17 protein-coding genes and 1 other annotated feature are annotated in these 15315 nt (G+C 35.9%); of the genes, 1 reads left to right on the top strand and 16 read right to left on the bottom strand.

Annotation, left to right across the window (positions count from 1 at the left end):
• Positions 1 to 9: 9 nt before the first annotated feature.
• Together BUC25_RS08430 and BUC25_RS08425 are read right to left on the bottom strand one after the other, a co-directional pair.
• A complete protein-coding gene (locus tag BUC25_RS08430; RefSeq protein WP_073201437.1) occupies positions 10 to 1092 on the bottom strand; it encodes a M42 family metallopeptidase in 1083 nt (360 codons plus the stop codon).
• A gap of 18 nt (positions 1093 to 1110) precedes the next feature.
• Complete coding sequence (locus BUC25_RS08425; protein WP_073201436.1) at positions 1111 to 1596, bottom strand: dUTP diphosphatase; 486 nt, start codon at positions 1594 to 1596, stop codon at positions 1111 to 1113.
• Positions 1597 to 1771: 175 nt separating this feature from the next.
• Here BUC25_RS08425 and BUC25_RS08420 point away from each other — a divergent pair, with 175 nt between their 5' ends.
• Positions 1772 to 2155 carry a sigma-w pathway protein ysdB gene (locus BUC25_RS08420; protein ID WP_073201435.1) on the top strand — a complete coding sequence of 128 codons (384 nt, stop codon included), beginning with the start codon at positions 1772 to 1774 and terminating at the stop codon, positions 2153 to 2155.
• Position 2156: 1 nt separating this feature from the next.
• Here BUC25_RS08420 and BUC25_RS08415 read toward each other — a convergent pair whose 3' ends face one another.
• From BUC25_RS08415 to speD, 14 genes are all read right to left on the bottom strand, one after another.
• Positions 2157 to 2735, bottom strand: a complete 579-nt coding sequence (locus BUC25_RS08415; RefSeq protein WP_084543417.1) for a TVP38/TMEM64 family protein — start codon at positions 2733 to 2735, stop codon at positions 2157 to 2159.
• A 63-nt stretch (positions 2736 to 2798) separates the two neighbouring features.
• Positions 2799 to 3050, bottom strand: a complete 252-nt coding sequence (locus BUC25_RS08410; protein ID WP_073201434.1) for a DUF1294 domain-containing protein — start codon at positions 3048 to 3050, stop codon at positions 2799 to 2801.
• A gap of 763 nt (positions 3051 to 3813) precedes the next feature.
• Positions 3814 to 4170 (bottom strand): 50S ribosomal protein L20, encoded by a 357-nt coding sequence (rplT, locus tag BUC25_RS08405; RefSeq protein ID WP_058307142.1) that lies wholly within the window; start codon positions 4168 to 4170, stop codon positions 3814 to 3816.
• A gap of 59 nt (positions 4171 to 4229) precedes the next feature.
• Complete coding sequence (gene rpmI / locus BUC25_RS08400; protein ID WP_058307141.1) at positions 4230 to 4424, bottom strand: 50S ribosomal protein L35; 195 nt, start codon at positions 4422 to 4424, stop codon at positions 4230 to 4232.
• Positions 4425 to 4478: 54 nt separating this feature from the next.
• Complete coding sequence (infC, locus tag BUC25_RS08395) at positions 4479 to 4985, bottom strand: translation initiation factor IF-3 (protein WP_139251795.1); 507 nt, start codon at positions 4983 to 4985, stop codon at positions 4479 to 4481.
• A gap of 84 nt (positions 4986 to 5069) precedes the next feature.
• Positions 5070 to 5201, bottom strand: a sequence feature (ribosomal protein L20 leader region).
• A 165-nt stretch (positions 5202 to 5366) separates the two neighbouring features.
• Positions 5367 to 6341 (bottom strand): aldo/keto reductase family protein, encoded by a 975-nt coding sequence (locus BUC25_RS08390; RefSeq protein ID WP_073201432.1) that lies wholly within the window; start codon positions 6339 to 6341, stop codon positions 5367 to 5369.
• A 762-nt stretch (positions 6342 to 7103) separates the two neighbouring features.
• Positions 7104 to 7730, bottom strand: coding sequence for a spore coat protein (locus BUC25_RS08385; RefSeq protein WP_073201431.1), 627 nt, complete (start codon positions 7728 to 7730; stop codon positions 7104 to 7106).
• A gap of 108 nt (positions 7731 to 7838) precedes the next feature.
• Positions 7839 to 9785 carry a threonine--tRNA ligase gene (gene thrS / locus BUC25_RS08380; RefSeq protein WP_073201430.1) on the bottom strand — a complete coding sequence of 649 codons (1947 nt, stop codon included), beginning with the start codon at positions 9783 to 9785 and terminating at the stop codon, positions 7839 to 7841.
• Positions 9786 to 10130: 345 nt separating this feature from the next.
• The gene (locus tag BUC25_RS08375) at positions 10131 to 10982 is read right to left on the bottom strand and encodes a putative sporulation protein YtxC (RefSeq protein ID WP_073201429.1); all 852 of its coding nucleotides are present in this window, start codon (positions 10980 to 10982) and stop codon (positions 10131 to 10133) included.
• 93 nt (positions 10983 to 11075) lie between these two features.
• Entirely contained in the window at positions 11076 to 12011 is a 936-nt protein-coding gene (gene dnaI / locus BUC25_RS08370) for a primosomal protein DnaI (RefSeq protein WP_073201428.1), read from the bottom strand.
• A gap of 11 nt (positions 12012 to 12022) precedes the next feature.
• Positions 12023 to 13384: a replication initiation and membrane attachment family protein gene (locus BUC25_RS08365; RefSeq protein WP_073201427.1), complete on the bottom strand. Its 1362-nt coding sequence runs from the start codon at positions 13382 to 13384 to the stop codon at positions 12023 to 12025.
• A 22-nt stretch (positions 13385 to 13406) separates the two neighbouring features.
• On the bottom strand, positions 13407 to 13871 hold the full coding sequence (nrdR, locus tag BUC25_RS08360) for a transcriptional regulator NrdR (protein WP_073201426.1): 465 nt from the start codon (positions 13869 to 13871) through the stop codon (positions 13407 to 13409).
• A 21-nt stretch (positions 13872 to 13892) separates the two neighbouring features.
• Positions 13893 to 14282, bottom strand: coding sequence for a cytosolic protein (locus BUC25_RS08355; RefSeq protein ID WP_073201425.1), 390 nt, complete (start codon positions 14280 to 14282; stop codon positions 13893 to 13895).
• Between the two features lie 273 nt (positions 14283 to 14555).
• Entirely contained in the window at positions 14556 to 14930 is a 375-nt protein-coding gene (gene speD / locus BUC25_RS08350; RefSeq protein WP_073201424.1) for an adenosylmethionine decarboxylase, read from the bottom strand.
• Positions 14931 to 15315 lie beyond the last annotated feature (385 nt).

Raw genomic sequence — 15315 nt, 5'->3', positions numbered from 1 at the left:
CTTTTTCATTTAGCTATACGTTATGTTGTTTACTGTATCAGTATCTAATTGTTTAATTACTTCGACAATTAACTGTACCGTATTTTCAAAATCATCTTGATGTAAAATCGCTGCATGTGTATGAATATATCGTGTCGGAATTGTAATCGATAACGCAGGAACACCATTGGCAGTTAAATGAATAGAACCCGAATCCGTTCCACCACCGGCCATTGTAGCATATTGATATGGTATTTGGTGTTGGTCCGCAGTATCGACAACAAGCTCTCTTAAGCCTTTATGTGACACCATCGATGCGTCATACAACATAATTTGCGGGCCATCTCCAATTTTACTATCTGCCTCTTTAGCAGATATACCAGGAGTATCTCCTGCAATACCTACATCCACTGCAAAACCGATATCCGGTTCAATTGTATTAGCAGAAGTCTTGGCTCCTCGTAAACCTACCTCTTCCTGAACCGTAGCAACACCATATACTCGGTTAGGGTGTTCCACACCTTTCAGCCTGTGAAGTACTTCAATTGCAATTGCACACCCAATTCGATTATCCCATGCTTTTGCAAGTAAAAGCTTTTCGTTTTTTAATGGGGTAAATTCAAAATAAGGGACAATTGAATCGCCTGGCTTCACTCCAAATTCGCGAGCTTCCTCTTTGCTTGATGCGCCGATATCAATGAACATATCCTTGATATCTACCGGTTTTTTTCGAGCTTCGGCAGATAAAATATGTGGCGGTTTTGATCCTATAACACCTGTTACATCACCAATGCTAGTTAGAATCGTAATGCGTTGCGCAAGCATTACCTGGCTCCACCAGCCTCCTACAGTTTGAAAATAGACAAACCCTTTATCATCAATGCGTGTTACCATAAACCCTACTTCATCCAAGTGACCAGCGACCATTATTTTGGGTCCTTTAGCGTCACCTCTTTTTTCTGCAATTAGACTACCTAAGTGATCGGTATAAAGATTGTCTGCATAGGGAGATATCCATTTCTTCATCACTTCTCTTGCTTCTTTTTCATCTCCTGGTATCGATCGAGCATCTGTTAATTCTTTTAACATGGTTAATTGTTCATAGTTTGTCATTTAGAATACCTCCTAATGTTAATAACCTTGATTTTGTCTTTCGTAGTTCACCTTATTTTTATCCACATATGCATTTTTTATATCTTCTGAGCTAAAACCTAATTTCTGTCCTAAGGTAACATATGTATCAAAAACGTTATAATAAGCAGCCAACGTTTGTTCACCCTTCAATGTGGTGATGGATTGGAACACATGATGAAATAAAGTTGTGAGGTCTTGTTCGTTCTCCTTTACTTTTGGAGCATATTCGTTAATTCCTAATTCTAAACCTAAGGATAAAATAAAATGGATACCATCAACATATTCCTCTGCGATTACTTCTTTTCCACTCGCTGGTTTTAAACTCCAATACTTAAAACACCTTGTTTCATTAGCTAATTCGCCTACTTCAACTAACAACGCTAATACCTTTTTATCAAAAACATTTTCGTTTTTCAAATCGTGTTGTGCTAAAATATAACTATCTAAGTCTTTTTGCATTTCAAATAATGTCTGCCAATTCATAATTATCTCCTTCTGAATGATGGATTGTTACTATATTATAGCATGTTTGTTTCACTTTTTTGAAACCAAAGCTATCTCTTATACGTATAGTTAATAAAATGAGATTTCCGTCATAGGTGCTTATAGATAGTCGCGCCGTGATAAAGAAGTTTTGTAACCGAGGAGCGTGAACCATATGATCGTTATTTTATTTCGTTTTTTAGTGGTAATTGCAATGATTGTGTTAATATACACTGCTTATAAATATATTGTGAATCCCAAAAGAAAGTTAGAAGTGGCACAAGAAAAACATGAGTTTTATTTTCTTGATTATAACGATAATATCAAAAAAAACTTTTTCATCACATACAAAGGATTTTTATTTGAAGGGGAAAAATATTTAGGAACGACAGAAGATTCCTTCGAGGTTATTAATATCGTTATGCATACACGAAATCCAGAAAAATTAAAAGGATTTGAGCGTAAGGATATTTACTTTCTGGAAGAAGAAATACTTATTCGTTATCCTCACGCTGAGATTGAATGGAAATACCCTATAAATAAACTTCACTTGCAATGATTTAAGCTATTTCTTTTGAGAAAAAGCTTTGCCATTTAATAATGGCTTTCTTTTGTCTGACGAAATAGGCAAGTATAAGAATAACTAATATAAGTGGCACTGCATAGTAGAGGGAAATCTCTTGAATTGTTTTTCCAAGTGTCGTATAAAATATCGCTACAGGAATTATCGTAAACAAAGTGGTCCGTAAGTAAGAATGAAAACTTACGGATTTTTTATATATACAAAACGATAACATATGAAAATGGATAAAGGGGAGCATCCGCAACAGAACTAGCTGAAAAGTATTCAATGAAAGTTGCTTTCCTAGCAACCTTTCTTCCAAACTTTTAAAACGTTTCTGAAGTGCAGGTAAGGTGTGAATAATAAGATAAAATAAACTACTTGAGATCATTAAACCAATAATAGAATACACTGTACCTGCTAACAAACCAAAGATGACACCACCAGTTATGCAAAGCAATAAAACTGGGACAAAAAATAAAGGACGCAGAATATGGACTAAGATAAATAGAAAAGGCGCTACAAATGCGTAACTTTCCATTACCTTCAAATGGCTTAACATCTCAATCGGCATCATTCACCAGCTCCTTCTTCTCCTATATATTATGACAATAGACGAGCTGTTATGACACCGAATCGATTAGTAATATAAGAAGAAAAGAAGTGTCGTTTCAATGATGACTAAAACAGGTAAGATAATGAGAAAGTTTTTGTGCTTTGTTTTGTGGCGAAATAAATACATACCGATCATCGCTCCCAAAGCACCACCACCAACTGCTATCATCCATATACGCCGTTCAGGTATCCTCCACTTATTATGTCTGGCTTTATGCTTATCAATTCCCATGATAAGAAATGCGATACTATTTATAATAAGTAAGTATATTTCCATGCCTCACAACCTCAATTCATTTTAAATTTGTAGTATATTCATTCTAAATTCGAACATTATTATTTCTATCCAATTAAAAAGGTTATTCCATTATAACCAATTAATATTCATCCTATGACGATTGCAAAAATGATTGTTCTTGTTTTCATAATATTTATTTCAAACAATGAGACAACAACTCGTCGTTTTTTGATCTCTAACTACTGCTGCATTGCCGGTGAGAGAAGGTCTCGTCTGCATTTTGATCGTTAATTACTGTCGAATTGCCGATGAGAGGAGGACTCGTCGGCATTTAGATCATTAATTACTGATGCATTGCCGATGAGAGGAGGTTTCGTCGGCATTTAGATCGTTAATTGCTGTTGAATTGCCGATGAGAGGAGGTCTCGTCAGCATTTAGATCGTTAATTACTGTTGTATTGCCGATGAGAGAAAGTCTCGTCGGCATTCAGATCGTTAATTGGTGTTGAATTGCCGATGAGAGGAGGTCTCGTCTGCATTTTGATCACTAATTACTGTTGGGCTGCCGATGAGAAAAGATCTCATCGAATTTTCTATCATTAATTGACTGTAAGAATACGATGACAATTCCTCTTAATTTAGTAATACAAGATTGTTGTCACTATATCCATAAGCGTTTATTATTCAAAATTTTCATATAGGAGAGTTACGATTCCAATAATTTCCCAACGTATAAAAAAATCCAAACGATTTGTTCGTTTGGATTTTACTAATACCTCAGTCACATGACTGGGACATTATCTTATTTTAAAGCTGATTTTGCTTGTTCAGCAAGTGAAGCAAATGCTTTTTCATCATTAATTGCTAAGTCTGCTAACATTTTACGGTTCACTTCAACTCCAGCAAGTTTCAATCCGTGCATGAAACGGCTGTAAGATAGATCGTTCAAACGAGCCGCTGCATTAATACGTGCGATCCATAATTTACGGAAATCACGTTTTTTCTGACGACGGTCACGATATGCATACTGACCTGATTTCATTACTTGTTGTTTTGCTGTTTTGAATAGTGAGTGCTTTGCACCATAATAACCTTTAGCTAACTTTAAAATACGTTTACGACGCTGACGCGTAACTGTTCCACCTTTAACACGTGGCATAATAATTCCCTCCTGTATAAATCAACAAATCTGTTGTGAAGTTTGTTCAAATATCTACCTTATTTAGGTAGCATTTGTTTGATACGTTTATAGTCTCCAGCTGATACGATAGCTGATTTACGCAGCTTACGCTTTTGTTTTTGAGTCTTGTTAGCGAACATGTGACTTGTGAAAGCATGGGAACGTTTAACCTTCCCAGTACCTGTCTTTTTAAATCTTTTTGCTGTACCACTATGTGACTTCATTTTTGGCATTGTTACTTCCTCCTTGAAACTAAAATCTATTTAACTCTTTAGCTATTTTGCGATTTATTTTTTCTCGTTTACTGGTCCGAGCATCATGAACATACTGCGACCTTCCATTTTAGCTCTTTGCTCTATAGTGGAGAGGTCTTTACATTCTTCTGCCATACGTTCTAATACTTTTTGACCTAATTCTTTATGGGTAATCGCACGTCCACGGAAGCGAATAGAGACTTTTACTTTGTCTCCCTTATCTAAGAATTTACGTGCGTTACGAAGCTTTGTATTAAAGTCATGTTCTTCAATACCTGGGCTTAAACGAACTTCTTTCACGTTAATTACTTTTTGTTTCTTACGTGCTTCCTTATCTTTCTTTTGTTGCTCAAAACGGAATTTACCGTAATCCATGATACGACATACAGGTGGTTTTGCTTTTGGTGCCACCAATACTAGATCAAGGTTTCTTGTTTGAGCAATTTCTAAAGCTTCTTGACGAGATTTAACTCCTAATTGATCCCCATTTGAATCAATGAGACGAACCTCACGTGCACGAATACTCTCATTGACGTTCATATCTTTGCTAATAATCAGCCACCTCCGAAGTTTAATAAAAGCGTAATGAAACATGATCATTTTAACGAGACAAGTTTAAAATTTTCCATTAAAAAAGTGTCGGTACACACTGCACCCACACGTCCTGAATTCATTACAAATAAGTCGGATTCTTTATACCTGTCAACTACATGTTAGCGTCAATCAGGTGAGAAGCGGGTGCTTCTACTTGCCTTAAGATCATATTTAATTCACTTTTAATATCATAGCACGTACCAAAACCTATGTCAACCTGCATATAAATGTTTCACTTATAGTTACTGTAGCAAGTTTTCCTTCGTCTATTTACGAATTTACCCTAGTCCACCTTTTCAGATTAAAGGTGAACTAGGAAGTATATACTTATCTTACTGGATGAAAATCATTAATTGCTTCCAGTATAGATTCTATTTCTTTTACTAAATTATCTGTTAAAGTTATATCAACAGCCTTCACATTCTCTTCAATTTGACTTGGACGACTTGCACCTATTATAGCAGAACTCACATTAGGTTTTCTCAACGTCCATGCCAACGCTAACTGGGATAATTTCATGTCATTATTTTCAGCAAGTGTATTCAATTTTTCAACCGTTGAGAGCACTCTTTCGTCAAAGTAGCTATTAATGATCATGTTAGTTGCATCATTTGCGGCACGGCTGTTTGATGGAATATCCTGATTTGGTTTATATTTCCCAGTTAAAACACCTTGAGCGAGTGGGGAGAATACAATTTGTCCCAGACCATTTCGTTCAGAAACAGGAATTACTTCATCTTCTATATAACGTTCAATCATGTTGTAAATAGGCTGATTGGAAACCAGTGGATGTAAACGCCATTCCTTACTTAGACCTGATGCTTTTTCAATTTGTGCTGCTGTCCATTCACTCACTCCAGCATAGAGAATTTTCCCCTGTTTTACCAGATCATCTAATGCTAATAATGTTTCTTCAACCGGTACTTCCTCATCAAAACGGTGGCATTGGTAAAGATCAATATAATCCATATTTAATCTTTTTAAGCTGGCATCACATTGCTCGATGATATGTTTTCTTGATAAACCACGATCATTCGGTCCTGCTCCCATCGGAAAGAAAACTTTTGTCGCTACTACATAGCTACTTCGCTCATAACCTTGCAATGCTTGACCTAATACTTTTTCTGCTTCTCCACTTTCATATGCGTTAGCAGTATCAAAAAAGTTAATTCCCAACTCATATGCCTTATGTATACAGTCTTCCGCCGTTTGGTCTTCTACAGATTTTCCGTACGTTAACCAACTGCCTAATGCAATTTCACTTACTTTTAGCCCACTATTCCCTAAGCGACGATATTTCATCATATCTCCTCCAATGTTTGTATTCTCTTCCATCATACTCTTGATTGTAAACGATTGCATCTATCATGCTTAAGAAAGACACGTAATTTAAAGCACCTGAGTAGTTTGTTTTTTCACAATAATATTTTTTTTAATTAAAAGAAGAAATATACAATATGTATTATTGCGCAGTATACAGATACTGCGCAACAAATGATGTAGTAATTTTGAATTTTTTTTAACTGGTTAACTTCCGCTCCGGCTGCCCACTTCCCTTTCCGTGGGTTTTTTCCTTCAGCTAACTTTTTTAAGCAAAGAACGCTAAAAAAAGTGGATCTTCAGGTAAAACGTTCCCACAGGAGTGAAAGTTGGCGGCCTGCGCTAATATAATGGTTCTAGAACTATTGTGACAGTTAACATTTTGAGCCTGTTACTCCAATAAACGAATTTTTCACATGAAAGTAATATCATAATGCAACCTCATGCTAGCGTTGTATAATATCAAATTAGCGCAGGCGTCCACTTCGACTCCTGAGGGATTAGCATGATCTGAAGCTCCACTTTGACAAGTGTTTTTCTTTTCAAAGTTAGCTGAATAGCATGCCCCTCGGAAAGCGAAGTGGGCAAGCCGTAGCGGTTGATACGCTCATAATAACTGTCAAAATTACACGTCAGTTATTGCGCAGTTTCTTCCTGATACGCATAAAAATCCAAACGATTTCGAAATCTATTCGAATAATCGTTTGAATTTTTATAATTACTTCTGTCTCAGCCTGATTATGCTTAATGCATCCCTTGTTGCGGGGCTTTGGTATAAGCATTTAACATAACATTCATATCTTGGTCATTAAGCTTTGGAACTTGGTAATAACCCTTTTTGTTTTGATATAGAAAAAGCTCATAACTCATTTCGATCATGTTCGGTACACTGTCAGCAATGATACGACGCAAAACAGGATGGTTCATTTCTACCGCTGCCATTGCGAGTGCGGAGGAAGCTGATTTCGTGTGTCCTAACATAAAAGAAGAGAAACACTCATCAGAAAACTCGCCAACCGATAGTTTTGGCTTTTTCGGCTGTCCAGCTGTCATTCCGTAAGTAATCTCATTGCTTTCTTGCATCTTATACTGTTGTGTAGGCACCTGTGGATCCTGACCGGTTTGAAAGGTTTCTACAACCGTATTATACATTTGTAACAGAAATGAAGATTGGCGCTCAAGAATATCTTTTAACTCTTGGTCCTGGATGTGTTGATCATATAACTGATATTGTTCTATAATACCAATCAAATTACCGACTAATTCGTGTGAATCAAGCAATTCGTGTGCTCCGTGATTAAAGCTAATTCCCTGATTCCCCATATTTTGTGACATCTGCATATTACCTTGCATCTGATTATTATTCTGCATAATCGTGACCTCCAATATTTAAGATTCTTGTATATTCTAACCTCATTAACAAAATTTATGTAATAAAAAAATCCCTGTCCAATAAAAGAAAGACAGGGATTTTAAAGATTATTTATTACGTAAAGTTCTGTTTTGAATTTCTTTCTGGATCAGTGATTTAAATTCCTCAAATTCAATCGTTTCAGAATTCTTTTCACCGTAACGACGAACGTTTACTGCATTTGCTTCCATTTCTTTGTCACCTACGATAAGGGCAAATGGAATCTTTGCAGTTTGTGCTTCGCGAATTTTATATCCGATTTTTTCATCACGTTCATCTACTTCGACACGAACACCAGCAAAACGTAATTCCTCTTCTACCCTTTTCGCATAATCGAAATGTACTTCAGCAGAGACAGGAATGATACGTGCTTGTACTGGTGATAACCAGGTTGGGAATGCACCCTTATACTCTTCAATTAAGAAGGCTACAAAGCGTTCCATTGTCGAAACTACGCCACGGTGGATAACGACTGGTCGATGTTCCTTTCCATCTTCACCAATATAGGTTAAATCAAATCGTTCAGGTAAATGGAAATCTAATTGTACCGTTGATAGCGTTTCGTCTTTCCCTAGTGCTGTTTTCACCTGCACATCCAGCTTAGGACCGTAAAACGCTGCCTCTCCATCTGCTTCCACATATTCGAGCTTCATTTCTTCCATTGTCTCTTTTAAAAGGCTTTGTGCTTTTTCCCACATCTCATCGTTGTCTACATATTTCTCCGTATCCTCTGGATCGCGATAAGACAAACGGAAATAATAATCATCAATACCAAAATCTTGATAAACATTCTGTACTAACTCTACCACTCGAATAAATTCATCTTTTAATTGATCTGGACGAGCAAAAATGTGTGCATCATTCAATGTCATCGCACGTACACGTTGGAGGCCTGCTAAAGCTCCTGACATTTCATGACGATGCATTGTTCCTAGTTCGGCAATACGTACTGGCAAATTACGATAACTGTGTAGTTCATTCTTATATACCATCATATGGTGTGGACAATTCATCGGTCGCAAAATCAATTCTTCATTATCCATTTGCATTGGCGGGAAGATATCGTCTTGATAGTGATCCCAATGACCACTTGTCTGATACAATTCTTTACTACCTAAAATAGGCGTGTATACATGATCATATCCAAGTCGTTCTTCTAAATCGACAATATAGCGTTCAATGGTACGACGAATGGTTGCCCCATTTGGTAACCACAATGGTAAGCCCTGTCCTACTTTTTGAGATACTGTAAAGATCCCTAACTCTTTACCAATTTTACGATGGTCGCGCTCTTTTGCTTCTTCTCGCAACCGTAAATACTCATCTAATTGACCTTGTTTATCGAAAGCTGTACCATAAATACGCTGCAACATTTGGTTGTTGCTATCACCACGCCAATAGGCACCAGAAATACTTAGTAATTTGAAGATTTTAATCTTGCTAGTTTGCGGGACATGAACACCTCGACAAAGGTCAAAAAATTCACCTTGTTCATAGAGCGTAACTGTTTCATCTTCAGGGATTGCTTCCAACAATTCCAGTTTTAAATCATCGCCAATTTCTTCATAGATAGCTTTTGCTTCATTACGACTTACCTCTTTACGAACTACTTCCAAGTTCTCATCAACAATTCGTTTCATTTCCTTTTCAATACGAGGTAGATCTTCTGGTGTGATCGTCTCTTCCATATCAATATCGTAATAGAAGCCACCTTCAATTGTAGGTCCTACACCTAATTTGACATTGTCATATAGTCGCTTTACCGCTTGCGCCATAAGATGTGCTGTCGAGTGTCGTAAAACTTCTAGCCCTTCCTCATTTTTAACGGTTATAATCTCGATTGCACCACTTGATTTCAATGGGGTACGTAAATCGTACATTGTATTATCTAATTTAATTGCTAACGCTTGTTTTTTCAGTCCGGGTGAAATCGATGCAGCAATCTCTTCCCCAGTTGTCCCTTCATCAAACGGTTTTACTGTCCCGTCTGGAAAAGTAATATCAATTTTACTCATGTTAGATCCGCTCCTTTTCTTATTACATCACTACTATTGGACCAAATAAAAAACGCCCATCCCCCTACTTATTGTAAAGGGACGAGCGTTATACCCGTGGTTCCACCCAATTTTCCACACATCTTGTGTAGCTCATTGAAAGTCGATATCGATGACGAATCGCTACTAATTAATTGCATAAGCGTTCCATAGTAGTGCTCAGAGGGGGTAATTAGAATGTGGTCATACAGGAAACTTTCAGCCATGGTTTCCCTTCTCTTATAGTATGCCTTACAAACAATCTTGTCCTCTTCCACGCAAGTTTTATTGTTATGCGATTTATTATAACGATTGTTCGAAAAAAAATCAAGATTCTTTTTGATCTTGCAGATAAAACGGAAAGAAATCTGTGGAATAAAAACTGCATCGTTCCTGAAAAATAGTCATAATCGTATGAGTTCTTGTTTCCGATTGGTCCTCACCGTACATATAAATATGAGTCGGTGCCAACATAATTAAAGGTGAAATATCCCATTCTTCTTTTTCTAAACCAAAGATAAACAATGGAAAGCGTGCTTTCAAATTTTTTAAATCCTCCATCGTGTATTGTTCACCATTATCTCGATAAAATTGAAATTCTTTGCCTTGTACTACATGAATCACCTCTTCTTCTGGTATTTTTCTTTTAATAAACTCTCTAATCGAATGAATAAATTCCTGATATTCTTCTTCTCGCTTAAATTCATCAATCGCCAGCCCCACCATTTCCGTTAGTTGATCAATATAATGATGTAATCGGAAATGAATAATCGAATCAAAACGGACAAAGCTTTCATCGATTTGCAACGTAAAAATAGTAGTCAGAACATCTCGCAATTCATGTTGATGAATTCGGTCTTCATATACTGTCTCATCTTTTTCTAACAATGATCTGGCTATTGAGGTAATTCGTTCGATTTCATCTTCATTTGAAAAATAATATTTTTTCCTTAGTATATGTCGAATCATCGATAGTTCTCTACACTGAATAAATACCATACTTAACAATGGTGCTAAATGTCTTTTTTCCTCTTCCCAGTCCATCTCAATAACAGGGGTTAATTGAATAAGTGTTCTTTTCACTCGTTTACGTGCTGGTCGCCATTTGTCTTGCTCTTCTTTCAACAATTGATAAAACACATTCGCTTCCGTATCTTGTTCAAAATATATTTCCAACAAGTCTCATCACCCTCACCACCATCAAACTGATATATTATATGGGTGAGAAGCAAAAAAAATAACCTCTGTCTCAGGATTAGACAGAAGTTATTATTATTCACTCGATCGGTAACGTTTAGATAATTCAATTGGCTTGCTCAACTGTGTGATACGTTCAATAATTCGGCCAGCTTTAATTGTCTCTACATCACCTCGATTAGAAGTTGATAAATGATCTTCCAATTGCTCCAGATTATAATTAGATGTGAAAAATACAGGAAGTTCTTCCATCATTCGATATTGAAGAATCGCTCCAAGGATTTCATCCCGAAACCACGGTGATATTGATTCAGCGCCAATGTCATCAAACATTAAAACGTCTACTTTCTTAAATCGTTCCACTTTAGATTGTAAACTGTCATTTTTAATCGATGCTTTCATTTCTCGCACAAACTCCGGCATATAAATAATTGCGGAGTTAACCGATCGATTTTTCAATTCATTTGCTATCACACCTAAGATATAGGATTTCCCTGTTCCAAATTGTCCGTGAATATACAATCCTCTGTGAAAGGTGCCAGTCGAATAATTTTGAACAAACTCAATAATTTCTTTAATTACTTCTTTCCGTTCATAAGAAGAAGCATCCATATTTTCTAACTTAGCTAGTTTAATTTGTTTAGGTATATATAAACTTTTAACTAATGATTCCTTTTCTAATTGAGCTTCCTCATGGACTTTATTTTTACACTTTTCATATCTCAAAGAAATAGCCTTCCCATCTACATCGAGATGAGGGGTGAAGCCTTTTAATATATTTTTGCAACCATCTAAATTCGGACAATCTTGACAATTTTTAGATGCTTGCTGGTATTCGTATAACTTCATCAAATGACGATTAATGTCCTGTTCATCTAATTCAACATGATCACTAAGTTTTTTTCTAATTTCGGGATCATTAATAACATTCATTCGCTGTTGATTAAAGTTATCACTAATTTTTTTATTCGAATTCATCCATTTCTTCATCGCTGATTGGATTGGTTCCATGACGATCACCCTTATTCATCATTAGCTTGTTGCGCTAGGTATTGTGCGAGCATTTCATCCGCTTCTTTTGCTTTTCTTTCTTTTTCTTCTGTAGAATCTGGTTGTTTATTTTCTTTTGTTGTCTTCTGTTTTTTATACCAATCTGGAACAATATCTTTTTTAGTATTTTTATTGGAATAACGTTTATTGTTTTTCGAAGTAGTTGTCCATTGTTGATACTTTTTATTTTCAGATTTTGCTAACGTCATTGCTTGTCTTACCGTCTTCACATTTTTACGCGCCCAATGACTAGCTATAGTTTCTAAATAACCTTTGGATAGCTTCATATCTGTTTTTAATAATACATAGTGCAGTAAAACGTTCATAACACCTGGATTAAGCCCTTGATTTGTCATTACTTCACTGATTACTTTCAAATCATGCTGGGATGGTTGATTCCCTCCTGAAAGATCTTGCAATAATTGCCGTGGTGAAATATGTTCTAACATTTCAATGAATTGGTCTGCTTTTGATTTATTTGTAGGCTCTGATTTTTCAGCAGCTACTTTTTGTTTATCTGATGTTACTTGTAAAGGAACCTTTGGTTTCGTCGCACTAACCAAATCCATACAGGCATTCTTAAATTCAGTTGTTAGCAATTGATTCTCATCGTTTATCGACCATAGTAAAGCTTTTTCGATATCCTGATTCGTTAAATCATACGCTACAAACATTTGATTTATTAATTTTCGTGCAGGAGCAGTTAAGATCTGCTCTATTGGTAACATTCGCTGCTTTAAAAGTTGTTCCAACCATTCAAAGTCGACTTTTTCACCTATAGGTATTTCCCATTCTTTTTCTTGAGACTGCAATTGGTTTTGTTCTGGCTGTTGATCAACTAATTGAAACACATCTTCAAAACGAGCGGTTGTTTCTTTTTGAGCATCTTTATTTTTTTCTTGTTTTACAAAAGCCTGTTTAATTTTCTTGTATTTGTCACTACCGAGCTGATGATATAACAAGTGGCTTAAAAAATCATTTTCAAAAAAACGTTGTGCGGATTGCGGTGGATGTATAAGATATTGATAAACCTTCTGTTCCTCATTTATTTCTTCAAAAGTCTGTAATAGACCGATCGCTTCAAGTTTCCTTCTTGCTCGATAAATACGGTCAAGTGGTAAACCAATATAATTCATTAGCATATGATGCGTCTGATAGTCCATACTTAATGTGGACTCTGTATAAAGTGTTTGATAAAGTGACATAGCATCAATACCGATGAGAGGCTGATAAAGGTGTGTCAACGAGTTTGTATAAAAAAGGGATAGTTCCTGGGAGGTATCAACTCTGTATAATTCTGAAGGTAGTATTTTCCCGATATCGCCTAGTCCCATGAATATATCTCCTTTCTATACCTCAATCATTCTTATCACTTCGAATTAAATCTTTTAGCTCGTCCAAAAACACACTAATATCTTTAAATTGTCGATAAACAGATGCAAAGCGCACATATGCCACTTCGTCTACATCTGCTAAACGATCCATCACCATTTCTCCAATATCGTCACTTTGCACTTCAGATGTCCCACGGTTTCGTAATTCTTTCTCAATATCAACTGCAATATTTTCGAGTTGTTCGAGGGCTACTGGCCTTTTTTCACATGCTCGAATCAAGCCGCGCATTAATTTGTCACGACTGTATTCTTCTCTTGTACCTTCTTTTTTTACGACAATTAATGGCACCTCTTCGATTCGCTCAAACGTAGTGAAACGAAAATCACAAGATTCACATTCTCTTCTACGACGTATGGAGCGACCTTCTTCTATCGGTCTGGAATCTAATACTTTTGTATTTTTATAATGACAATGTGGACACCGCAAACTTAATCATCCTTCGTTTCTTTATTCTTTCGTACCGACGAAATCTAACTCTTTCTTTATTTTATCATAAAGTTTTGGAATTAGTTTATGACTATACCCAAAGTCAAATGGTATCGCTGATTCCGTAGTAGCTGAAATATCAATTGCCGTACGATAAGGTTTAACCATAATTATAGTCATAATAATAAAAACCTTTCTACCTGCCTTGTAATTAAAGCTGATCTCACCGTGTTCTTTTGAAATACCAACAATTTGACACTCTTTCATATTACTAAAAAGCGGCTCTAATTTATCAAATGCCTTATCTTTTGTTGTTTTAAAATAATGTGTTTGCAATGCAGGATCCCAATGTTTATCTCTTGTTTCAGAGTGATTATTAAAATTCTTGTTTAATGTGTTACGGAATGACATATACTATTACACCTCGTTATGTATTTTATTACAATATATTTTAACACGTTTTAGCAAAGAAAACGATTAATCACTATTTGTTAAGCGAAATTCTTCAAACTTTTCTTCTAAATTAAAGTATCACAACGAACAGCCATTTTTGCTTAACAAAAGATTTATAAGAAAAGTGCAAGCGCACATTTTGAACGTTTCGACTTTAAAAGTCTTTTGCATCTTCGAATTTTTAAACTTTTTTCCCTTAAATGAAAAAACCTTACACGGTGTAAGGGATTATTAGGCTTTTTTATTTTTAAATTGAATTGCTTTCATTCCTCTGGGAACTTCAACTTTTTCAATTGTTTTGGCTTCTAATTTCTCTTCAATATAGGTAACCGCAAGATGGGGATCAATCATATTGCCACACGTGTATACATCAATACTTGCATAGCCATGTTCTGGAAAACTATGGATCGTTAAATGCGACTCAGAAATGATCACTACACCACTTACGCCAAAGGGTGCAAATTTATGAAAAGCAACCTCACGGATTTCTGCTCCAGCTTTAAGCGCGGCATTCACAAATGTTTTTTCTAAACGATCGATATCATTTAATACATCAAGATTACAATCCCATAGTTCAGCAATTACGTGTCTACCTATTGTATCCATATGCATTTCCCCCTTTTTCACAAGTTCTTCTGAATAATATTTCATGAGATACCACGGGGGAAAGAGAGTCCAAAGAAGTCCTAGCCTTTGAGTATTCCATCTATCTCATTATTCAAAATCTCTTCACTAATTAATCATTCACCGAGATAAAACCAGTAAAGTTGTGCAGAAAAATTATATCTATTTTTGTACCATTTGACAAGTTGAACTTTAGTTAGAGTTGTTTGAACTCAATTAGCGGGAGGTTTAAATTCCCATTATACTTAACGAAACATATCAGGAAGTTAGCGAAAGTTAATTCCCCACTTAACTTATTTGCTATAACCTGTATCTATTCGTTGCGATATTATCCAGAGTTACACCGAGATAATTGCTTAATTTATAT

Source organism: Gracilibacillus kekensis (assembly GCF_900143085.1).
GTDB lineage: Bacteria > Bacillota > Bacilli > Bacillales > Amphibacillaceae > Gracilibacillus > Gracilibacillus kekensis.
The sequence above is the reverse complement of the archived record's forward strand: the minus strand, read 5'-3'. Positions and strand labels throughout refer to the sequence as shown.

Excerpts from the sequence above, each read along its gene's own strand:
- BUC25_RS08415 (WP_084543417.1), bottom strand. The coding sequence starts at position 2,735 with ATGATGCCGATTGAGATGTTAAGCCATTTGAAGGTAATGGAAAGTTAC.
- BUC25_RS08410 (WP_073201434.1), bottom strand. The coding sequence starts at position 3,050 with ATGGAAATATACTTACTTATTATAAATAGTATCGCATTTCTTATCATG.
- thrS (WP_073201430.1), bottom strand. The coding sequence starts at position 9,785 with ATGAGTAAAATTGATATTACTTTTCCAGACGGGACAGTAAAACCGTTT.
- dnaI (WP_073201428.1), bottom strand. The coding sequence starts at position 12,011 with ATGGAACCAATCCAATCAGCGATGAAGAAATGGATGAATTCGAATAAA.
- rpmI (WP_058307141.1), bottom strand. The coding sequence starts at position 4,424 with ATGCCAAAAATGAAGTCACATAGTGGTACAGCAAAAAGATTTAAAAAG.
- speD (WP_073201424.1), bottom strand. The coding sequence starts at position 14,930 with ATGGATACAATAGGTAGACACGTAATTGCTGAACTATGGGATTGTAAT.
- BUC25_RS08365 (WP_073201427.1), bottom strand. The coding sequence starts at position 13,384 with ATGGGACTAGGCGATATCGGGAAAATACTACCTTCAGAATTATACAGA.
- infC (WP_139251795.1), bottom strand. The coding sequence starts at position 4,985 with ATGAACGTCAATGAGAGTATTCGTGCACGTGAGGTTCGTCTCATTGAT.
- BUC25_RS08390 (WP_073201432.1), bottom strand. The coding sequence starts at position 6,341 with ATGAAATATCGTCGCTTAGGGAATAGTGGGCTAAAAGTAAGTGAAATT.
- BUC25_RS08430 (WP_073201437.1), bottom strand. The coding sequence starts at position 1,092 with ATGACAAACTATGAACAATTAACCATGTTAAAAGAATTAACAGATGCT.
- BUC25_RS08385 (WP_073201431.1), bottom strand. The coding sequence starts at position 7,730 with ATGCAGAATAATAATCAGATGCAAGGTAATATGCAGATGTCACAAAAT.
- rplT (WP_058307142.1), bottom strand. The coding sequence starts at position 4,170 with ATGCCACGTGTTAAAGGTGGAACAGTTACGCGTCAGCGTCGTAAACGT.
- BUC25_RS08420 (WP_073201435.1), top strand. The coding sequence starts at position 1,772 with ATGATCGTTATTTTATTTCGTTTTTTAGTGGTAATTGCAATGATTGTG.
- BUC25_RS08425 (WP_073201436.1), bottom strand. The coding sequence starts at position 1,596 with ATGAATTGGCAGACATTATTTGAAATGCAAAAAGACTTAGATAGTTAT.
- BUC25_RS08355 (WP_073201425.1), bottom strand. The coding sequence starts at position 14,282 with ATGTCATTCCGTAACACATTAAACAAGAATTTTAATAATCACTCTGAA.